Raw genomic sequence first — 20,528 nt, forward strand, 5'->3', positions numbered from 1 at the left:
AATAGCAGACACTATTACCTCAAAATTATACCATAACGAATTATTTTTTTCTTGTCAAAAGTGATCCTGCCAGTAAAAAAGTTGGCAGTGCAGACATACCGATGATCAGCAGCCAATCAATTGGTGCAATGGCCACCGTTTTGAAAATCGGCTGAAGCGGCGGATAATAAATGACCACAAACATAAGTAAAAGTGATGACAAAACCGCACCGATCAAGTAAAGATTCCCGAATGGATTGCGTTCAAAGATGGACCGTTCACTGCGGCAGTCAAATACATGAATGAGCTGCGCCAAAACAAGCGTACTAAATGCAACAGTCTGTGCATATTGCAGGTTGTTTGGATCGCGGTGATACACAAACATAAATGCTAAAAGGGTCGCAAGCCCGATGAGGAATCCTCTAGATACAACCTTCCAGCCGAGCCCTCTAGCAAAAATGCCCTCTTTCATGTTCCTCGGCTTTCGCTTCATGACATCGCCTTCTGGCTTATCCATGCCAAGTGCCATCGCTGGAAGACCATCTGTGACAAGGTTGACCCATAAAATTTGAATAGGAACGAGAGGAAGCGGAAGCGCTAGGAGCATCGCGAACAGCATAACCAAAATTTCTCCAACATTGGATGCCAGCAAATACCGGACAAACTTCCGAATGTTTTCATAAATATTCCGGCCTTCTTTAATGGCGGATTTAATGGTCGCAAAGTTGTCATCAAGTAAAATAAGAGAAGATGCTTCTTTGGCTACGTCTGTTCCAGTGATGCCCATGGAGATGCCGATATCTGCTTGCTTAATCGCAGGCGCATCATTGACCCCGTCACCTGTCATCGCCACAATATGTCCATTTTTTTGATAGGCCTTCACAATTCTCAGCTTATGCTCAGGTGATACCCGTGCAAAGACGTATACATTTTCAGCCGTTTGCTCAAGCTCTTTGTCACTCATCTGATCCAGCGCTTTTCCGTCGAGCACCTTTCCTTGCTTTGGTAAAAGGCTCAAGTCTTTGGCAATCGCTTTGGCTGTTTCCACGTGATCCCCTGTAATCATGACTGTTTTTATGCCAGCATCCCTGCACTCTTTAATCGCTCGTCTGACTTCAGGACGAGGTGGATCGATCATGCCCTCTAACCCGATAAATGTCAAATCGGTTTCAGCCTGCTGGACAGAGTTGATTTTTTCTGTCAGACCGACTTTTTTATACGCAATGGCAATCGTTCTCAGCGCTTGTCTTGCTAAGCCTTGAATCGCAGCCTCTGTTTCTTGCCTGTGAGTGGTTGAAAAAGAAGCTGTGCGGCCGCCGTGCATGATATGACTTGAACGGTTCATCAGGACATCCGGCGCACCTTTTGCAATGACATACCGCTCTTTTTGATTCGTTTCGACGACGACTGACATCATCTTTCTTTCTGAATCAAAAGGAAACTCCTCTACAACGTGAAATCCGGCTTCGATGAATTGCTCTGTAAACCCTGCTTTACGTGCTGCGGTGAGAAGTGCCCCCTCTGTCGGATCTCCATCAAGCCTCATCTCCCCATCTTTTTCAATGATGGTCGATGTATTACAAAGCGCCCCGTATAATAACACCTTTTGCAGACTTGGATGTTTGTCTACATGGACAAGTTCTCCGTTTAAGGTGAAATCACCAGATGGCTCATAGCCCGTACCAGAAATATTCCACGTTTTGCCCTCTGCCCATACATGTGTCACAGTCATTTTATTTTGCGTCATTGTTCCTGTTTTATCTGAGCAAATGATCGACGCGCAGCCAAGTGTTTCCACCGCCGGAAGCTTTCTGACAATCGATTTTTGTTTGATCATCCGCTGCACTCCTAAGGAAAGTGCGACGGTAACAATCGCCGGCAGTCCTTCAGGAATGGCAGCAACTGCAAGAGATACTCCCGCCAGGAACATATGATACAAATCATGTCCTTGCACAACGCCAAGAACCACAACGAGCACCGTTAAAAATAAAGCAGCAACAATCAGGATTTTCCCCAGCTGTTCGAGACGTCTTTGCAGCGGTGTTTCCATATTCCCTGCTGCATCCAGCATGCCGGCAATTTGTCCCATCGCTGTATTCATTCCTGTACCAATCACAACGCCCACGCCGCTTCCTCTAGTAACAAGCGTCCCCATAAAGGCCATGTTCGTCAAATCTCCAAGCGAGACATGGTCTCGTGAAAGCGGACTTGCGTGTTTGACCGCAGGGATGGACTCGCCAGTGAGAGCGGACTCTTCAATTTCTAAACTTTTGGTTTCTAGTAATCTAATGTCTGCCCCAATCCGGTCTCCACTCGAAAATTTCACAATATCCCCTGGCACGAGATGTTTAGACGGGATCTTGACCCATTCATTATTTCTCCTTGCATACACATGCGGGGTTGATAATTCCTTTAGCGCTTGAAGAGATTTTTCCGCGCGGCGTTCTTGATAAAAGCCGAGCACTCCATTAATCAGAACAATCGCTACAATTGCTACAGCATCAATGTATTCGCCTAAAAAAGCAGAAATGATCGTTGCCGCAAGCAAAATTAACACCATAAAATCTTTAAATTGCGCTAAAAAAATGATCAGAGCCGACGCCTTTTTCCCTTCCTGCAATTCATTTGGCCCGTGTTTTTCAAGCCGTTTTTGCACATCTTTTTCTGACAGTCCGTCACCTATCGATGTATTCATTGTTTTTAATAAATCGGTTTGGTTCAGTTCATGCCAATTCATTTGACCTCGTCCACTCCTCTTTTGTTCTCTCTCATATGCAGTGTTCTATAAGCCAGTTTATTCAGACTCGTCCTAAATCATGCTATAATAATAAGACTGCCTAAAGAACGAGAAACGGAAGGTTCTTTCAGTAGATTTGTGTGAAAGAAGAGGGTGTATCCAACATGTCATTTGACGGCATTTTTACATATGGTATGACAAATGAATTGCAAGAGACATTAACTGGCGGAAGAATTTCAAAAATTCATCAGCCATATAAGCACGAGCTGATTTTTCATATCCGGGCAAACGGAAAAAATCATAAGCTCCTTTTATCCGCTCATCCGAGCTACGCTAGAATTCAGCTCACAGAGCATCAATATGACAATCCAAGCGAACCTCCAATGTTTTGTATGCTCCTCAGAAAGCATCTTGAGGGCGGATTCATTGAACGTTTTGAACAGATTGGATTTGACCGGGTAATCGTACTTCATGTACGAAGCCGCAATGAAATTGGCGACGAACAGACTCGAAAGCTCTACATTGAAATCATGGGAAGGCATAGTAATTTGATTCTTGTCGAAGATGACACGCAGCAGATCATCGATGGCCTAAAGCATCTTTCTCCATCTGTGAACAGCTATCGAACGGTACTTCCTGGTCACGAATACCTTCTGCCGCCTGCACAGCAAAAATTGAATCCGTTTGAAGTGACGAAGGATGATATTTTAAAGCATTTACGCTTTCAAGAAGGAAAGATCGCAAATCAAATTGTCGATACATTCTCTGGGGTTTCTCCGCTGTTTGCAAAGGAAGCTGTACACAGGGCCGGTCTTGCCAATAAGGAAACGATTCCAAATACACTGCTCGACATGTTCCAGCTTATTCGCATGCACTCCTTTACCCCGCAGCTCACAAGAAAAGACGGGAAAGAATATTTCTATTTATTAGAACTTCAGCATGTCCATGGCGAGATGAAGACATTCGACTCTCTCAGCCAGCTGCTTGACCGCTTTTATTTCGGAAAAGCTGAGAGAGACAGAGTTAAACAGCAGGCGTCTGACCTTGAACGGTTTGTCGTAAATGAAAAAAAGAAAAATGAAAACAAGCTCAAAAAACTGAAAAGAACTCTTGAAGAATCTCAACATGCACATAAATATCAGCTCTATGGCGAATTGTTAACAGCCAATTTATATGCCATCAAAAAAGGGGATAAAGAAGCGACTGTCATCAATTATTACGATGAAGATGGCGGAGAGATTACGATCCCGCTTAAAACAAACAAAACCCCTTCTGAAAATGCACAGGCATATTTCACAAAATATCAAAAGGCAAAAAATGCAGTAGAAGCGGTCAATGAACAAATTGAGCGGACGCATGAAGAGATTGCTTATTTTGAAGAGTTGATTCAGCAGCTATCCTCTGCCTCACCGAAGGATTTAGAGGAAATGAGAGAAGAACTTGTTGAAGGAAAATATTTACGCGCCAAACAAAAGCGCAACGCCAAAAAGAAAAAACAGGCGGCCATTCAGCTTGAAACGTATGAATCGTCTCAAGGTATTCCGATTTTAGTCGGAAAAAACAACAAACAAAACGAGTATTTAACCACAAAGGCTGCTGCCCGTGACGACATTTGGCTGCATACGAAGGATATTCCTGGATCACATGTCGTCATCCGTCATCAAGCGCCTGATGAAGAGACGCTGCTTGAAGCGGCTCAAATCGCTGCCTACTTCTCGAAAGCAAAAGAGTCGAGCTCCGTTCCTGTCGATTATACGAAAATCCGGCATGTGAAAAAACCAAATGGAGCAAAGCCAGGATTTGTGACGTATGATCAGCAGCAAACATTATTTGTCACGCCTGACGAAGATGTGGTCCTAAAGCTGCGAAAATAATAAAAGCCGATAAAATCCATTAAAGAGATTTTATCGGCTTTTTCTTTGTTGTTTTTTTCTTTCGATATAGAGATCGTCAAGTGCATCTACATCCTCTTGTTCAAGCAACGCCTCAATTTCCGCAGCCAGTTGTTTTGTCCGAGCTGGGCTCGCACCGCTTGTAGAGACTGAAATCGTCACTTTCCCTGCTTTGACCACCTTTGGCACGATCACATTGCCAAGCTCTGATTGGCTCACACAATTCACAAGCTGGTGAGGCCGGGCTGTTTGTGCAATCCATTCATTTACCGCTGGATCGTTTGTAGCAGCTACAATGAAAAATGCACCCTCTAAATCTTCCACGTCCACTTTCTTTTCCTTCCAATTCAGGTTGTATGTATCAATGAGACGTGCCATCTCTTTAGAAATATCAGGACTCACGACGGTTATATGGCAAGGCTCTATGCATAGCGCCTCTGCCCTTCTTGCGGCTATTCGTCCACCGCCGGCGATGAGCACTTGTTGATCGGTTAAATCAAGATGGACTGGAAGCATGGCTTTCTCCTTGGAAATGAAACGCATCGTCTTTGTTTAAAATGGTTTCTTGCACGCGTTCAATATAAGCCGCTTTTACATGCGGATGAAAGCCAATATACCGGCATACCCGGACATCTTTCAGCCTCTTTCTCGCCTGAGCCGCTTCATTTTCAATCTCTTTCATTAAAATACCCGTAAACAACAAGTAAGGAACGAGATAAACAGGCGCATCATCATCTGCTGTTAATTGCGCAAGAACATCTCGGTAATTTGGCTCACATGCCGTAATAAAACATGGCAAGACCTCTGCGAAAGGGAGCAGGCGCCGGACATCGTCCGCAATGCCAAACACATCCCGCTTCACATCGGGGTCAGAGCTTCCGCGGCCAATTAAAAGAATCTGTGCTTTCCCGCCTTGATATCCTGCCTCTTCAATTCTTGCAGCAACCGCTTTTGTCACTTCTTGATTGACCCCGATTGGTTTTCCGTATGTGACCTTCACTTGCGGATATCGCTTTTGTACTTTCTCAATCTCGACTGGAATATCTGATTTGGCATGCATGGCAGTTAAAAGGAGGAGCGGGACGATCGCAATGTGTATAGCTCCTTTTTTCACACAGGCTTCAAATCCTTCTTCTATAGAAGGGGCTGTCAGTTCTAAAAAACAAATTTCTTGTATATCTGCTTCTACTAACGGCATACAGCTTTTCATAAAAGAAATGGCTTTATCTTGTGCTTCTTTTACTCTGCTTCCATGCCCGACATAAAGTACAGCTTGTTTCATGTGGCTCCTCCCTCTACTTGTTTTGATCAGACGAAAAGACACGATCGATGTACGTGTCTTTTCTTTATCATTCTCATTTCTCGATTAAGGCGGGTTCAAACCAGCTCAGTTTTTGGTGAAAATGAACGACATCTCCAACTACAATTAAACTTGGATGCTCGATGCCTTCTTTTTCAACTGTTTCAGACAGTGTCGCCACAGTGCAGCAAGTCGTCTTTTGCCTCGTCGTAGTTCCCCAGTGTATAAACGCTGCTGGCGTTTCAGGATCGCGTCCATTTTTTAAAAGAAGCTGCTGCACTCTTTTCACGTTTTTGACGCCCATGTAAATCACAAGGGTATCAATCCCTGTAGCCAGCGCTTCCCACTTTTCTTCAAAATGCTCATCCTTTTGATAGTGACCCGTGACAAAAGCGACATTTGAGCTGAATTCACGATGCGTCACGGGAATGCCTGCATAAGCGGCCGCTGCAATACCAGAGGTAATTCCAGGGACGACTTCATACGGAATTCCGTGCTCAGCTAAGCATTCGATTTCTTCACCGCCTCGGCCGAATACAAAGGGGTCGCCGCCTTTCAGCCGAACGACAACGTTCCCTTCCTTTGCATGGGCCACAAGGGCTTCATTGATGGCTTCCTGTCTCATCGTATGATGATTCGGCAGCTTGCCGCAATAGATTAATTCCGCCTCGGGTTTGGCGTGGGCGAGTATTTCTTGATTGACAAGGCGATCATATAAAATGACATCTGCCTGCTGTATTGCCTTATGGGCTTTTAATGTAATTAAGTCTGGATCTCCAGGTCCAGCCCCCACAATGTATACTTTCCCCATCGTGCTTTTCTCCCCCTGCCATCAGGCGATTATTTCGCTCTTCCCTTTACATAATCAACAAGACGCTGTTTGGACTCTTCACGAGATAATTCACCTGTATCTAGAACGAGCTCAGGTGCTGCTGGTTCTTCATACGGCGAATCAATTCCGGTGAAAAATGGAATTTCGCCATTTCTAGCTTTTTTATATAAGCCCTTTGGATCACGCTCTTCGCATACGTTCAGATCACATTTCACAAACACTTCGTGAAATTCTCCCGCTTCAACTAACTGTCTGACAATGCGGCGGTCTTCTTGAAATGGAGAAATAAAAGCCGTGATGACAATCGTTCCTTGTTCAACAAATAACTTTGCCACTTCTCCGATGCGGCGGATGTTCTCTTTTCTGTCATCATCTGAAAACCCTAAATCTTTATTCAGTCCATGCCTTACATTATCGCCATCAAGAACGGTGACTTGATAGCCTTGTTCAAACAGCTCTCTAGCCGCTGCATTTGCGATTGTTGATTTACCTGACCCACTTAGACCCGTGAGCCAAATAATGCCGCTCGTATGATTGTTTTTCTGTTGATATTCTTTTTTTGTAATAGATGAATCATGCCACACGATATGTTCATTGCTCATGTCATACCCTCCCATTAAGATACCGTCGTTTTTAATCCTTCGATTAATGTTTCAATAACTTCTTTTCGGCTGAACGTGCTTGGCGGTAATTCTCCGTTTCTCAGCATCGTTCGAACCTTTGTACCTGAAAGAATGACATGCTCGCTTTTATCGTGAGGACATGTTTTTGGTGTTGCCATTGCTTCACATGTATTACAGTAGAAGCTATGTTCAAATTTTAACGGGGTAATGCCAATTTCTTCACTTGTAAATTGTTCAAATAACTCCTGCGCCTCGTATGTGCCGTAATAATCACCAACACCCGCATGATCTCTTCCCACAATAAAATGAGTGCAGCCGTAATTTTTACGAACAAGCGCGTGAAAGATTGCTTCCTTTGGTCCAGCATAACGCATTGCCGCAGGAAAAACACCTAAAAAGACGCGATCCTTTGGATAATAACCGTTCAATAACACTTGATAGCTTTTCATTCTCACGTCTGCCGGAATATCGTCTGATTTTGTTTCACCGACAAGTGGATTTAAAAACAAACCATCTACTGTTTCAAGTGCTGTCTTTTGAATATATTCATGGGCACGGTGAACAGGGTTTCTCGTTTGGAAACCAACAATGGTTTTCCAGCCGTTTTCTTTGAAATGCCGTCTTGTTTCTTCTGGCTCATACGTAAATTGAGGGAATGGTTTTTCACTGCGTTTCGTCAGTGTAATTTTACCACCAATGTATATGTCACCGCGTTCAAATAATTTTTTCACGCCTGGATGATTGCGGTCATCAGTTTTATATACATTCACCGCTTCTTTTTCCTTATCTGGTGTGTATTGATCCTCTACTTCAATCACCCCATATACAGTTCCATTATACGATAGACGCACAATATCGCCTTGATGGATTTCCGCTGCCTTTTCCTTTGTCACTGGCAGTGTAATAGGAAGAGACCAAACGACACCACTTGCTAACCGCATACTGCTCACAACGGCTTCATAATCAGCTTTTGTTAAAAACCCTTCAATTGGACTATACCCGCCAATTGCTATGAGTTCAAGGTCTGCAAATGAGATAGCATCTAGTTCAATTTCCTTTGCAGCCGTGCTGAGATCATACTCTTCATTTACTCGATTAATTAATACGCCACCATGTGGTGTTAAACTCATTTGTTCATCTTCCTCTCAATGTTCATATTTATTAGATGTAAATAGTCGGATTTGTCGTTAAATCCCGCCGCCCTGTTCATGAATCGAGCTGCTTTCATTTTTGACTGCCTTCATCAGACTCAGCGCACCAAGTGAGGCAAGCAGTACACTCATCATAATAAAGATAGAATAATAGTCTCCTTTTAAGAAAAGGCTCACCAGCAAATACGATAGGCTAAGTGATAAAAAGGGTGACACTACCCACACTTTCAGCATTTTTTTCACCACATGTTTATGAAAAATATTTGGTCCGCCTTTTGCCATTCCAAGCCCAATGATAGACGAGGAGGTGATTTGGGTAAGTGGAACTGGCAGCCCAAAAATAGAGCTGACGATGACAAGTCCAGCACCGGTACTCGAAAGCAAAATCCCTTCACCTGTTTGATAGCGGGTGATTTTCTTTCCGTTTGTTTCAAGCACTCTTCTACCAAGCAAGAGGGCTCCAATGGCGACAAAGATTCCGCCGTAAAGCGTTCCTTGCCCAACTGACAAAACGCCCGCGGCAACAAGTGGACCGACTGCATTTGCCACATTGTTCATGCCTGCTGAAAATGCTTCTAAAAATCCACTAAGGATTAAAACAATGGATAAAATAATTGTTCCTTTTTTAGACAACTTACGTTTAGGGAACATTCTGATGATTTTGACTACAACAAAGGTAAAAAGAAAGGCGACAAGCGGAATGATGACCCAAAATGCCACAATGACTAAAATGGATTTCACATACAATACTTTATATGCGACCGCGACACCAACTACAGCTCCTACTGTCACCTCACTCGTTGACAAAGGAATGGCCATCAGATTCGCTATAAAGAGAGATAATGCAGCAGAACCAATAATAATACAAACAATTTCAAGTGTAATGACGGATTCAGGCATAATCCCAGAGCTAATCGTTTTGACAACCTCACCACCGCCAATAACTGAACCTGCTAAAATCCCAACTGCGCATACACTGAGTGCATAGATCGGCTTTCGAATCGCACCTGATCCGTACGCGATTCCCATCGAAGCTGCTGCACCACTCGCGCCAATGTTTAGAGCGAAAAATAAACTAAATAAAATTGCGGCAATTTCCATACACTATGCTCCCTTACTCATGTAATCCGCACTCAGTCTTAGCTGTGCCTGACCATCTGCCAGACCGCAGATCTTCGGCAGTAAATGCTGGCTGTGTACACGGGGCACACCCGATACTTGGATATCCCTGATCATGCAGCGGATTATAAGTAAGTTCCTCTCTAGATGCATATCTCCATATGTCCTTCCACGTCCAGTGGATAAGCGGACATACTTTCACTGATTTGAATTTTTCATCCTTATTTAAAAAGTTCGTCCCTGCTCGCTTAGGTGACTGCTCTCTCCTTAAGCCAGATAGCCATGCCGGATAGCCAGATAGCGCTTCTTGCAAAGGAATGACCTTACGCATATGGCAGCAGCTTTGAGGGTCCGTTTTCCATAGCTGATCACCATGCTGCTCGTTTTGCTCCTCAACCGTCAGCTCAGGGGTTTTCAGCACAATATCTAAACCAGGGTATCTTTCCTTTACCGCATCAATAGTGTCGTACGTTTCCTTAAAATGCAGACCTGTATCTAAAAAGACAATTCTTGCATCCTTTTTTACTTTCGCAATAAGATCAATGAGGACGATGCCTTCAATACCAAAGCTGCATGCATAAACGAGCTGATCACCATAATGACCGTATGCCCATTTCAGCACAGATAAGGCCCCTTTATACAAATCATCCTCTTGAAATGTAATGGACGGCTCTTGCCAATTTTCATAAGTTAACATTGTTTCTCCCCTTCCGGAGTATCACTACTCTCCGCACTACGTCAACCGAATTTTTCTGTTTTCTTCCACTTGAATCACTTGACCGTCCTGAACAATCAACATAACTGAACCGAATTCATATCCCCAATCAGTTTCTGCATATGCTTCAATAAGTCTTCATACTGATTTCGCTTCACTTCCATCTCGTCTTCCTCCTCACCGTTAAAATAAAAAAACTTCCTTTCAGTCCGAAAGAAAGATGAGGAAGCTCATTTCCTTATCTTTCAAAATAGAATCATTTTGCAGGAAGTAGCACCTTGCAAATCGCAGGTTGCCGGGCTTCATCGGGCCAGTCCCTCCACCTCTCTGGATAAGTGTTTTAATTTGTCTTAAATATTAACACAATTCAAACAAAAGTCAACCCGACTTTATTGATAGGATTAGTTTTTATTTGAATTTGAGTCTATTTTACTATTTTTAACCAAATAAAAAAGCTGTGCGGGTACGCGCAGCTTCATATTGTATTCAGCGTGATAGAAAACCTTTGCAGTCTAGGAAGGACGAGTACCGGAGCGGAGCGAATTGAACATTCGTGAGCACCGGCACGCAGTTCTGACAAAGAATGCGAGGGTTTGTCTACACGCCGAAAGCTGTGCGGGTACGCGCAGCTTTTTAGACGGTTTCTTTCATCCAAGATTCAGAGGAAGGATCTTGTCTCCAGCGTTTTAGTTTATTCATAGCAGAAGGCTCGATCGCTTTCAGCTCAAGTGCCACGTCTGTCAGTGTGTCATAGTCTGTTAGGGTGACATATGGAATGTTTTTCTCTTGAAATGCTGCCGCAGCTTTTGGCAGTCCGTATGTGAAGATCGCGGCAACTCCTAGTACGTCACAGCCCGCTTCTTGAAGAGCAGCGACCACTTCAAGCACACTGCCTCCTGTTGAAATCAAGTCTTCTACGACGACCACCTTTTGACCTTTTGATACGGCTCCTTCAATTTGATTCCCTTTTCCATGTGCTTTTGGCTTACTTCTCACATAACACATCGGCACGTTCAGACGGTCTGCCGCTAATGCCGCATGCGGGATGCCTGCTGTTGCAGTACCAGCAACAACCTCCGCTCCCTCAAAATGGGTGAGAATCAACTCTTTAAGACCTTCAGCAATGTCGTGTCTTACTTCTGGGTAGGACAAGGTAAGACGGTTGTCACAATAGATCGGTGATTTGATACCGCTTGCCCATGTAAACGGTTCGTCTGGTTTTAATGAGACCGCTTTGATTTGTAATAGGTGTTTAGCGATTTTTGTTTTCATCTGGCAGTCACTCCCACTCTTTTAAAATTTGATGATAGGCTTCCAATGGTTTTTCAGCTTTCGTGATTGACCTTCCGACAACAATTTGTGAAACACCTTGCTCTTTTGCATAAGCAGGAGTCGCCACACGCTTTTGGTCATCGGTTTGATCATTTTGTAAGCGAATCCCCGGCGTTACAGTGAGAAAGGCAGGTGAGATGTGCTCATGAAGGGCTTTGGATTCATGAACAGAGCAAACAACACCGTCTAGTCCACTTTCATATGCCAATTGACCGTACCGGATGACAGTCTCTTGCAGCGGACGGTCTATGAGTAATTCGCTCCTCATCATGTCTTCTGACGTACTCGTCAGCTGAGTCACTGCAATAATGCCTGGACGTTTTTGTCCAGCAGGCGTCCCGCTTTCAAGCCCTTCTACCGCAGCTTGCATCATATGTTTCCCGCCAGCAGCATGCACATTGACCAAATCAACACCAAGTGCGGCAAGCCGGTTCATTGCTTTTTGCACCGTTGTTGGAATGTCATGTAATTTGAGATCGAGGAAAATGCGGCAATTTTTTTCTTTGAGCGCGTCAAGGATAGCAGGTCCTTCTTGGTAAAACAGCTCCATGCCGACCTTCACAAATAATCGTGTCCCTTCAAAGGGTTTTAAAAAGGCGAGCGCTTCCTGCGCTACCGGAAAATCAAGTGCGATGATGGGCAAGTGCTTCATGTTTCCAGCTCCTTCCGATACATTCCTCTACAGATGAATAGCCATATGCTGCTAACACTCTTGGCAGTTCTTCAATGATTTCTGGACAAATAAATGGGTTCACAAAATTGGCTGTGCCAACAGCTACTGCACTCGCTCCTGCTAGTAAAAATTCAAGTACGTCTTCAGCATTTTGCACCCCGCCCATTCCGATAATCGGGATAGACACTGCTTGACTGACTTCATGTACCATGCGCACAGCGACAGGTTTGACAGCAGGGCCTGATAATCCGCCTGTTTTATTGGCAAGAATCGGTTTCCCCGTTTTTAAATCTAAACGCATACCGATTAACGTGTTAATCATCGTGAGTCCATCCGCTCCAGCAGATTCAATCGCTTGAGCAATCTCCACAATATTGGCTACGTTAGGAGACAGCTTGACATAGACAGGTACCGAAGAGACTTCCTTCACCGCTTTTGTCAATGCTGCTGCCATATGAGGATCTGTACCAAAGGCAATTCCGCCTGTTTTGACATTCGGACATGAAATATTCAGTTCAAGGGCATGGACATTTTTTGCTTGGCTGATTTGCTTGGCTACTTCGACATAATCATCGACCTGTGAGCCAGCGACGTTTGCAATGATCGGCGTATCAAACTGCTCAAGCCAAGGCAATTCATTTTCCAGAACGACTTTTAGGCCTGGATTTTGAAGACCGATGGCATTGAGCATACCGGCACCTGTCTCCGCTACCCTTGGTGTCGGATTGCCAAATCTCGGTTCAAGGGTTGTGGCCTTGATCATGATACCGCCAAGCAAGGATAAGTCATATAATGAAGCAAATTCCCTTCCGAATCCAAAGCAGCCTGATGCAGGGATAATCGGATTCTTTAAAGATAAGCCGGGTAACTCAACGTTTAGCATGACAATGCCACCTCCTCTGCTTTAAATACAGGTCCATCCAGACAGACTTTGACGTAAGATTTTTCGTGCTGGTCGGTATGACACACACATGCAAAGCAAGCACCAATCCCGCAGCCCATTCGTTCTTCCATTGAAATGTAGACAGGCTTATCGGGATAAGAGTCTTTTAGTGCTTTTAACATAGGTGTCGGTCCGCAGGAAAGCATGACATCAAAGCTCAAATCATTCTCTTCAATGACACCTGTCACGAAGCCCTTTGAACCATATGTCCCATCAACTGTCGCGATAAACGTATCTCCGAGTGCTTGGAATTTCTCCTCGTAAAATACATCCTTTTTCGATTGAAAGCCAAGGACATGCTTGACGATGACACCTTTTTTCGTTAAACGCTTGGACAGCTCATATAGCGGCGGTACTCCAATTCCACCGCCGACTAGTAAGGCTGTCTGACCTGGCTGAACTACTGAAGGATCATACCCGTTGCCAAGCGGTCCTAATACATCGATGGATTCCCCCTCCCGCTTTTGGGAAAGAAGCTTTGTGCCCTCTCCCTCTGCGCGGTAGATGATAGTTGCTTCTTGTTTCTCGGCATGAATATTGGCAATACTGATCGGTCTTCTCAGCAGCGGTGTCATAGACTCGCTGACCTTGATATGAAGAAATTGTCCAGCCGTTTGAAAGGAGTCCACAAGGTCACCTTTTAATATCATTTCGTAAATATGATCAGCGATCTCTCGGTTTGAGACGACCGTCAAGTATGCTTTTTTCATATCGTTACTGTCACCTCAGCATTCGTTTTCACTTCTGGCATTTCATCCGCTCTAAATGTCATGCTTTCCAGCACTCTTAAAATGGCTTCTGCTGTATCTAGCGACGTTAAGCAAGCTACGCCATTTTCAACAGCTTCACGTCTGATTCTAAAGCCGTCTCTTGCCGGCTGTTTTCCTTTTGTTAGAGTGTTGATGACAAATTGGGCTTCCCCGTTTCGAATGACATCGAGAAGGTTTTTGCCTTCTTCTCCTATTTTGCCGACAACACTTGATGGGATGGAGGCTTGTTTTAAGTAATTCGCCGTTCCTTCTGTTGCTAAAATATGATAGCCGATCGAGTGGAATCTTCTTGCAATCTCAAGTCCTTCTTCTTTATCCTTATCAGCAACTGTTAGAAGAACTGTCCCGTCTTTAGGAATTTGAATGCCTGATGCAATTAATCCTTTGTAGAGGGCTTTTTCAATTGTGACATCTTTCCCCATGACCTCACCTGTAGATTTCATTTCAGGCCCGAGTGTAATATCCACTCTTCTTAGTTTTGCAAAAGAGAAGACTGGAACTTTGACGTACACCCCTTCTTGCTCTGTGTGAAGTCCTTCTTCGTAGCCATAGTTTTTCAGTTTTTCTCCTAAGATGACTTTTGTCGCAAGGTTTGCCATCGGGATGCCCGTGATTTTACTTAAGAAAGGAACTGTCCGGCTTGAACGCGGGTTCACTTCAAGTACGAACACTTCACCTTTTGAGAGAACAAATTGAATGTTTAGCAGCCCAATAATGTTGAGTCCTTTTGCGAGCTTGATCGTGTATTCTGCGATCTTCTCTTTGATCTCTTCAGACAATGTTTGCGGCGGGTAAACCGCAATCGAGTCACCAGAGTGAACCCCAGCTCTTTCAATATGTTCCATAATGCCTGGGATCACGACAGTTTCGCCATCAGACACGGCGTCTACTTCGATTTCTTTTCCTGTCAAATACTTGTCAATTAGCACTGGGTGCTGCGGATTGACTTTCACTGCATTCTCCATGTAGTGAAGAAGCTCAGCATCTTGATAAACAATTTCCATTGCGCGACCGCCTAATACATAGGAAGGACGGACAAGGACTGGGTAGCAGATCTGATTGGCAATCGCTACAGCTTCAGGCACAGACGTAGCTGTTTTCCCTTTAGGCTGCGGCACGCCGAGTGCTTCTAATGTTTGTTCAAACTTGTCCCTGTTTTCGGCTCGGTCTAGGTCTTCAAGAGAAGTGCCGAGAATCTTCACCCCTCTATTTGATAATTCATCTGCTAGGTTGATTGCTGTTTGTCCGCCGAACTGGACAACGACTCCTTCAGGCTGCTCAAGATCGATAATGTGCATTACATCTTCTACAGTAAGTGGTTCAAAGTAGAGCTTGTCTGAAATACTAAAGTCTGTTGAGACCGTTTCAGGGTTGTTGTTAATAATGATTGCTTCATAGCCTGCTTGTTTAATTGCCCACACAGAATGAACGGTCGCATAATCAAATTCTACTCCTTGACCGATTCTGATAGGACCTGAGCCTAATACGATGACACTTTTCTTGTCTGTACGTTCTGATTCATTTTCATCTTCATACGTGCTGTAGAAATATGGCGTCTCGGATTCAAATTCAGCCGCACAAGTATCTACCATTTTGTAAACAGGTACGATGCCTGCTTCTTGTCTTAGCGTGTAGACGTCCGCTTCATTCATATTCCACTCGCGGCTAATATAGATGTCTGAGAAGCCTTTTTCTTTCGCTTCTTTTAATACGTCTGTATTGCCTTTGTTTTCTTTTAATGTCTTTTCAAAAGCGATGATGCCTTCCAGTTTATGAAGGAAGAAGTAATCAATTTTTGAGAATTCATGTATTTGTTCAACCGTATAGCCTCTTCTAAGGGCCTCGGCGATATAGAATAATCGTTCATCTCCCGCCTTGATAATCCGCTTTTCAAGCACTTCGTTTGTGATATCTGCTTCATCTTTTAATTCAATGTGATGCACATCAGCTTCAAGTGAACGGACAGCTTTTAGAAGAGACTCTTCTAACGTACGACCGATCGCCATTACTTCACCCGTTGCTTTCATTTGCGTGCCAAGACGTCTGTTGGCAGATTCGAATTTATCAAACGGCCAGCGCGGGATTTTAGACACTATATAGTCGAGTGCCGGTTCGAAGGCGGCATAGGTTTTACCTGTGACTGGGTTCATCATTTCATCAAGCGTTAAGCCGACTGCAATTTTCGCTGCAAGTTTGGCAATTGGATAACCAGTTGCTTTCGACGCAAGTGCAGAAGAACGACTGACGCGCGGGTTTACTTCGATGATATAGTATTGAAAGCTGTCTGGGTCAATCGCCAGCTGTACGTTACAGCCGCCTTCAATGCCAAGTGCCCGGATCAGCTTGAGCGACACATTGCGAAGCAGCTGATATTCACGGTCACTTAATGTTTGGCTTGGCGCCACAACGATACTGTCACCTGTGTGGATACCGACAGGATCAAAGTTTTCCATGTTACAAACAACGATCGCATGATCACCGCTATCACGCATGACTTCATATTCAATTTCTTTAAAACCTGCAATGCTTTTTTCAAGTAAGCATTGTGTGACTGGGCTTAACTTCAGTCCGTTTTCGACGATTTCCTTCAGCTCTTGCTCGTTTGTACAAATTCCGCCGCCTGTTCCGCCTAATGTATAAGCTGGTCTCACAATGACAGGGAAACCGATTTGATTCGTAAACACCATCGCTTCTTCAAGGTTATGGATGATTTCACTTTCTGGTACAGGCTCATTTAGTTCATTCATCAGATTACGGAATAAATCTCTGTCCTCTGCTTTTTGAATAGCTGACAGCTTTGTTCCTAATACTTCAACACCGCATTCAGCTAATACGCCAAGGTCTGATAATTCAACAGCAAGGTTAAGTCCAGTTTGTCCGCCAAGTGTTGGCAAGATCGCATCAGGACGTTCTTTTCGAATGATTCGTGTTAAGAATTCTGGTGTCAGTGGTTCGATGTATACCTTATCGGCCATTTCTGTATCTGTCATGATGGTCGCTGGATTGGAATTCACAAGAACGACTTCATAGCCCTCTTCTTTCAGTGCTAAGCAAGCCTGTGTGCCTGCATAGTCAAACTCCGCTGCCTGTCCGATGATGATTGGACCTGAACCGATGACTAAAATCTTTTTGATGTCTACGCGTTTTGGCATACTTCTTCCCCTTCTTTCTCAGTTGTATGAATCATGTCCATGAACTGGTCGAATAAGTAGTTCGCATCTTCTGGACCTGGTGACGCTTCTGGGTGATACTGGACAGTGAATGCTTGTGCTTCTTTATGTTTTAACCCTTCAATCGTATTGTCGTTTAGGGCGATATGTGTGACTTCGAGCACGTCCTCGTTAATTGCACTAACTGTGTAGCCGTGATTTTGAGATGTCAGTGTCACCTTGCCGGTGGCTAGTTCTTTGACTGGGTGATTCGAGCCTCTGTGACCGAATTTCATTTTTTCAGTACTTGCGCCGCACGCAAGAGCGAATAATTGATGTCCAAGACAAATGCCAAAGAGCGGAACCTTTCCAATCAATTGCTGAATCATCTCGACTGCTTCCGGTACATCAACAGGATCCCCAGGGCCGTTTGAAAGCATGATTCCATCAGGCTTTAACTGCAGCACTTCATCTGCCGTGATATTGTACGGCACCACGATGACATCACAGTCACGTTTATTGAGCTCGCGCAAAATGCCATGCTTCATGCCGAAATCGACAAGGACAATTCTTTTTCCTCTTCCCGGGCTTGGATACGCATTTTTCACAGATACTTGACTCACTTGATCAGTCGGCAGCTGCATTGTTTGAAGGCGGCGGACTACGTCTTCCACTTGTTCTTCCGGTCCTGCAAACGCCCCTCTTAAAGTCCCTGCACTTCGAATCATTCTCGTCAGCTTCCGTGTATCGATTCCGCTAAGACCTGGAATGTTTTTCATTTTTAAGTATTCATCTAGTGAATATGAAGAGCGCCAGTTTGAGGGCTTTTCACAAAGCTCCTTCACAATCAGCCCTTTTACAAACGGTGTGATCGATTCAAAATCATCACGGTTAATGCCATAGTTGCCGATGAGCGGATAAGTGAGTGTGACAATTTGTCCGCAGTATGATGGATCAGACAAAATTTCTTGATAGCCCGTCATCCCTGTATTAAAGACGACTTCTCCGACTGACGATTCTAAGCTGCCAAAGCCTGTTCCTTCGAATACTGTTCCGTTTTCTAGCACTAAGCGTCTCTTCATTTTACTAGTCTCCCCTCTTCATACACGACTTTCCCAGATGCAAGTGTCATGACCGGCCATCCTGATACAGTCAATTTGTCAAACGGTGTATTTTGCCCTTTTGATAAGAAGCTTTTTTTATCGATTGCCATTTCTTTGTTTAAATCAATGAGTGTGATATCAGCTGTTTGTCCTTCTTCCAGCTTTCCATATGGAAGAGAGAAGGCTTCTGCTGGCTTGATTGTCATATAATCAACGAGTTCTTTTAATGTCCATTCGCCTGTTTTGACAAATCGTGTATACAGAAGCGGGAACGCTGTTTCAAGCCCGACAATTCCAAAAGGTGCACGCTGCATCGTTTCGTTCTTTTCTTCTTCAGTATGCGGCGCATGGTCTGTTGCGATGAAATCAATCGTTCCATCTAAAAGTCCCTCGATCAGTGCCTCGCGATCCTCTTTTCCTCTGAGCGGCGGGTTCATTTTATAGTTTGTATCAAGACCAGGGATGTCCGCATCACATAACAGCAGGTGATGCGGTGACACCTCAGCTGTCACACGGATGCCTGCTTTTTTTGCATCGCGAACGACTCGCACAGATTCTTTCGTACTGATATGACATACATGATAATGGCAGTTCGCTGCTTCTGCTAAAAGAACATCTCTTGCAATATGCACCGATTCACAAATGGACGGTATACCGTTTAATTCATTTGCTTTTGAAAATTCTCCTTCATGAACGCATCCTCCGTAAATGAGCGAGTTATCTTCACAGTGTGCCACAATCGCTTGATCAAGACTTGCTGCCTTTTTCATCGCTTCGTACATCATGCCTGCTGTTTGGATGCCAACCCCGTCATCTGTGAAAGCGAAGGCGCCTGCTTCTTTTAGTGCTGCAAAGTCTGTCATCTCTTCCCCAATTTGCCTAGTTGTGATGGAGGCGTATGGCAGTACTCTGACAGAAGAGGTCTCTTCGATCCGATTCATGAGCCATTCCATTTGCTCTTTTGTATCCGGAACTGGGCGTGTATTCGGCATCGCTGCAATCGTTGTATAGCCGCCTCTTGCTGCTGCTTTAGAGCCTGTTTCAATCGTTTCCTTTTTCTCTCCACCTGGCTCTCTTAAATGTACATGCAGATCAATTAAGCCTGGTGAAACAAATAGCCCTTTAGCATCAATGACCTCTTCTCCATCTTCTCTTTCTAAGTGACCAATCGCTTGAATCACTTCTCCTTCTACCCTAATATCCTGCTGCACTTTTTCACCTGTGCTTGTTAAGATAAAACCGTTTTTAATGAGATACGACATAGACAGAATCTCTCCCTTTTTGATGTAGTCTGCTATTTTGAAAAGCTCTTTTTAATACGGCCATTCGGACATAAACGCCATTTTCCATTTGCTTGAAAATTCGTGACTGCTTTGATTCCACTAAAGAATCATCTATCTCCACACCTCTGTTTACTGGTGCTGGATGCATAATAATGGCTCGTTCTTTCATGTTGTTTGCCCTGTCTACTGTTAATCCATAAGTCGATAAGTAATCTTCACTGCCCATTTTTTCAGCATGTCGTTCATGCTGAATTCTGAGCAGCATCACCACATCAGATTGTGTGATGGCTTCATCTACCTGGACATACGTTCCGTGAGGGTTTTGCTCATCTTGGAAGGAAGCAGGCCCTGAAAAAAGGACTGTTGCTCCCAGCCTTGAGAGAACCTCAGCATTTGACCTTGCCACCCTGCTGTGTTTGATGTCTCCATGAATCGAAATCGTTAAGCCCTCAAAGCCGCCAAACTCTTCATAGATGGTCATTAGGTCAAGCAGTGATTGGGTCGGGTGCTGCCCGCAGCCATCTCCAGCATTGATGATGGGAATCCCAACCTTCCCGATCAGCTCATTGTAATATTCATCGGTGCTGTCTCTAATCACACATGCTTTCACGCCGATGGATTCGAGCGTTTTTACCGTATCGTAAAGTGTTTCGCCCTTTTGAACGGAGGTGCTTGCTGCATCTAAGCTCAGTACATTCATCCCCAGTTTCTTTTCGGCAACTTCGAAGCTAAATCGTGTTCTTGTGCTTGGTTCAAAGAAGAGGTTTGCTACAAATTCTCCCGCTAAGCCAAGTTCTTGCTTCCCCTTTTTGAGAGCCGCTGCTTCTTCAATCAGCTGTAAAATCTCTTCTTTAGACAAGCTGCTCATTGTCGATAGATCATTCATTTTTTCTTCCCCCTCTAGTTTTTCATCACTTTCAGGTTCAA

Annotated in this window: 18 protein-coding genes and 1 riboswitch; of the genes, 1 reads left to right on the forward strand and 17 read right to left on the reverse strand. The window is 44.2% G+C overall.

Going from position 1 to position 20,528, the window contains the following annotated elements:
• Window positions 1-40: 40 nt before the first annotated feature.
• Window positions 41-2,716: a calcium-translocating P-type ATPase, SERCA-type gene (locus tag C6Y01_RS02270; RefSeq protein WP_034662458.1), complete on the reverse strand. Its 2,676-nt coding sequence runs from the start codon at window positions 2,714-2,716 to the stop codon at window positions 41-43.
• Between the two features lie 164 nt (window positions 2,717-2,880).
• On the opposite strand from C6Y01_RS02270, the gene C6Y01_RS02275 reads away from it, so the two are divergent.
• Window positions 2,881-4,590 (forward strand): Rqc2 family fibronectin-binding protein, encoded by a 1,710-nt coding sequence (locus tag C6Y01_RS02275; RefSeq protein ID WP_034662460.1) that lies wholly within the window; start codon window positions 2,881-2,883, stop codon window positions 4,588-4,590.
• A gap of 30 nt (window positions 4,591-4,620) precedes the next feature.
• Here the strand turns inward: C6Y01_RS02275 and C6Y01_RS02280 are convergent, their stop codons facing one another.
• From C6Y01_RS02280 to C6Y01_RS02360, 16 genes are all read right to left on the reverse strand, one after another.
• Entirely contained in the window at window positions 4,621-5,124 is a 504-nt protein-coding gene (locus C6Y01_RS02280) for a precorrin-2 dehydrogenase/sirohydrochlorin ferrochelatase family protein (protein WP_106037774.1), read from the reverse strand.
• Window positions 5,105-5,890: a sirohydrochlorin chelatase gene (locus tag C6Y01_RS02285; protein WP_106037775.1), complete on the reverse strand. Its 786-nt coding sequence runs from the start codon at window positions 5,888-5,890 to the stop codon at window positions 5,105-5,107. Before C6Y01_RS02285 ends, C6Y01_RS02280 begins: the two co-directional genes overlap by 20 nt.
• A gap of 73 nt (window positions 5,891-5,963) precedes the next feature.
• Entirely contained in the window at window positions 5,964-6,719 is a 756-nt protein-coding gene (cobA, locus tag C6Y01_RS02290; protein ID WP_034662468.1) for a uroporphyrinogen-III C-methyltransferase, read from the reverse strand.
• 29 nt (window positions 6,720-6,748) lie between these two features.
• Window positions 6,749-7,342 carry an adenylyl-sulfate kinase gene (gene cysC, locus C6Y01_RS02295; RefSeq protein ID WP_034662471.1) on the reverse strand — a complete coding sequence of 198 codons (594 nt, stop codon included), beginning with the start codon at window positions 7,340-7,342 and terminating at the stop codon, window positions 6,749-6,751.
• 14 nt (window positions 7,343-7,356) lie between these two features.
• Complete coding sequence (gene sat, locus C6Y01_RS02300) at window positions 7,357-8,493, reverse strand: sulfate adenylyltransferase (protein ID WP_034662474.1); 1,137 nt, start codon at window positions 8,491-8,493, stop codon at window positions 7,357-7,359.
• Window positions 8,494-8,550: 57 nt separating this feature from the next.
• A complete protein-coding gene (cysP, locus tag C6Y01_RS02305; protein ID WP_065097246.1) occupies window positions 8,551-9,615 on the reverse strand; it encodes a sulfate permease in 1,065 nt (354 codons plus the stop codon).
• Between the two features lie 13 nt (window positions 9,616-9,628).
• Window positions 9,629-10,330: a phosphoadenylyl-sulfate reductase gene (locus C6Y01_RS02310; protein ID WP_003211029.1), complete on the reverse strand. Its 702-nt coding sequence runs from the start codon at window positions 10,328-10,330 to the stop codon at window positions 9,629-9,631.
• A gap of 36 nt (window positions 10,331-10,366) precedes the next feature.
• Entirely contained in the window at window positions 10,367-10,432 is a 66-nt protein-coding gene (locus tag C6Y01_RS19340; RefSeq protein WP_080869532.1) for a DUF2292 domain-containing protein, read from the reverse strand.
• Between the two features lie 151 nt (window positions 10,433-10,583).
• Window positions 10,584-10,686: riboswitch (SAM riboswitch) on the reverse strand.
• A 295-nt stretch (window positions 10,687-10,981) separates the two neighbouring features.
• Window positions 10,982-11,620 (reverse strand): orotate phosphoribosyltransferase, encoded by a 639-nt coding sequence (pyrE, locus tag C6Y01_RS02325; RefSeq protein WP_034662482.1) that lies wholly within the window; start codon window positions 11,618-11,620, stop codon window positions 10,982-10,984.
• Between the two features lie 7 nt (window positions 11,621-11,627).
• On the reverse strand, window positions 11,628-12,332 hold the full coding sequence (pyrF, locus tag C6Y01_RS02330; RefSeq protein ID WP_106037777.1) for an orotidine-5'-phosphate decarboxylase: 705 nt from the start codon (window positions 12,330-12,332) through the stop codon (window positions 11,628-11,630).
• Window positions 12,304-13,236 carry a dihydroorotate dehydrogenase gene (locus C6Y01_RS02335; protein ID WP_106037778.1) on the reverse strand — a complete coding sequence of 311 codons (933 nt, stop codon included), beginning with the start codon at window positions 13,234-13,236 and terminating at the stop codon, window positions 12,304-12,306. Before C6Y01_RS02335 ends, pyrF begins: the two co-directional genes overlap by 29 nt.
• The gene (locus tag C6Y01_RS02340) at window positions 13,230-14,006 is read right to left on the reverse strand and encodes a dihydroorotate dehydrogenase electron transfer subunit (RefSeq protein WP_106037779.1); all 777 of its coding nucleotides are present in this window, start codon (window positions 14,004-14,006) and stop codon (window positions 13,230-13,232) included. Before C6Y01_RS02340 ends, C6Y01_RS02335 begins: the two co-directional genes overlap by 7 nt.
• Window positions 14,003-17,218, reverse strand: coding sequence for a carbamoyl-phosphate synthase (glutamine-hydrolyzing) large subunit (gene carB, locus C6Y01_RS02345; protein WP_106037780.1), 3,216 nt, complete (start codon window positions 17,216-17,218; stop codon window positions 14,003-14,005). Before carB ends, C6Y01_RS02340 begins: the two co-directional genes overlap by 4 nt.
• On the reverse strand, window positions 17,203-18,297 hold the full coding sequence (locus C6Y01_RS02350; protein WP_106037781.1) for a carbamoyl phosphate synthase small subunit: 1,095 nt from the start codon (window positions 18,295-18,297) through the stop codon (window positions 17,203-17,205). Before C6Y01_RS02350 ends, carB begins: the two co-directional genes overlap by 16 nt.
• Complete coding sequence (locus C6Y01_RS02355; protein ID WP_003211286.1) at window positions 18,294-19,580, reverse strand: dihydroorotase; 1,287 nt, start codon at window positions 19,578-19,580, stop codon at window positions 18,294-18,296. The genes C6Y01_RS02350 and C6Y01_RS02355 overlap by 4 nt, the downstream gene beginning before the upstream one ends.
• The gene (locus tag C6Y01_RS02360) at window positions 19,564-20,487 is read right to left on the reverse strand and encodes an aspartate carbamoyltransferase catalytic subunit (protein WP_034662498.1); all 924 of its coding nucleotides are present in this window, start codon (window positions 20,485-20,487) and stop codon (window positions 19,564-19,566) included. Before C6Y01_RS02360 ends, C6Y01_RS02355 begins: the two co-directional genes overlap by 17 nt.
• Window positions 20,488-20,528: the final 41 nt, after the last annotated feature.

Origin of the sequence: Bacillus sp. NMCC46 (assembly GCF_002998465.1) — a bacterium.
Classification (GTDB): Bacteria; Bacillota; Bacilli; order Bacillales; family Bacillaceae; genus Bacillus.

Coding starts and splice junctions, on each gene's coding strand:
- C6Y01_RS02270 (WP_034662458.1), bottom strand. CDS start 2,716: ATGAATTGGCATGAACTGAACCAAACCGATTTATTAAAAACAATGAAT.
- C6Y01_RS02275 (WP_034662460.1), top strand. CDS start 2,881: ATGTCATTTGACGGCATTTTTACATATGGTATGACAAATGAATTGCAA.
- C6Y01_RS02280 (WP_106037774.1), bottom strand. CDS start 5,124: ATGCTTCCAGTCCATCTTGATTTAACCGATCAACAAGTGCTCATCGCC.
- C6Y01_RS02285 (WP_106037775.1), bottom strand. CDS start 5,890: ATGAAACAAGCTGTACTTTATGTCGGGCATGGAAGCAGAGTAAAAGAA.
- cobA (WP_034662468.1), bottom strand. CDS start 6,719: ATGGGGAAAGTATACATTGTGGGGGCTGGACCTGGAGATCCAGACTTA.
- cysC (WP_034662471.1), bottom strand. CDS start 7,342: ATGAGCAATGAACATATCGTGTGGCATGATTCATCTATTACAAAAAAA.
- sat (WP_034662474.1), bottom strand. CDS start 8,493: ATGAGTTTAACACCACATGGTGGCGTATTAATTAATCGAGTAAATGAA.
- cysP (WP_065097246.1), bottom strand. CDS start 9,615: ATGGAAATTGCCGCAATTTTATTTAGTTTATTTTTCGCTCTAAACATT.
- C6Y01_RS02310 (WP_003211029.1), bottom strand. CDS start 10,330: ATGTTAACTTATGAAAATTGGCAAGAGCCGTCCATTACATTTCAAGAG.
- pyrE (WP_034662482.1), bottom strand. CDS start 11,620: ATGAAAACAAAAATCGCTAAACACCTATTACAAATCAAAGCGGTCTCA.
- pyrF (WP_106037777.1), bottom strand. CDS start 12,332: ATGAAGCACTTGCCCATCATCGCACTTGATTTTCCGGTAGCGCAGGAA.
- C6Y01_RS02335 (WP_106037778.1), bottom strand. CDS start 13,236: ATGCTAAACGTTGAGTTACCCGGCTTATCTTTAAAGAATCCGATTATC.
- C6Y01_RS02340 (WP_106037779.1), bottom strand. CDS start 14,006: ATGAAAAAAGCATACTTGACGGTCGTCTCAAACCGAGAGATCGCTGAT.
- carB (WP_106037780.1), bottom strand. CDS start 17,218: ATGCCAAAACGCGTAGACATCAAAAAGATTTTAGTCATCGGTTCAGGT.
- C6Y01_RS02350 (WP_106037781.1), bottom strand. CDS start 18,297: ATGAAGAGACGCTTAGTGCTAGAAAACGGAACAGTATTCGAAGGAACA.
- C6Y01_RS02355 (WP_003211286.1), bottom strand. CDS start 19,580: ATGTCGTATCTCATTAAAAACGGTTTTATCTTAACAAGCACAGGTGAA.
- C6Y01_RS02360 (WP_034662498.1), bottom strand. CDS start 20,487: ATGAATGATCTATCGACAATGAGCAGCTTGTCTAAAGAAGAGATTTTA.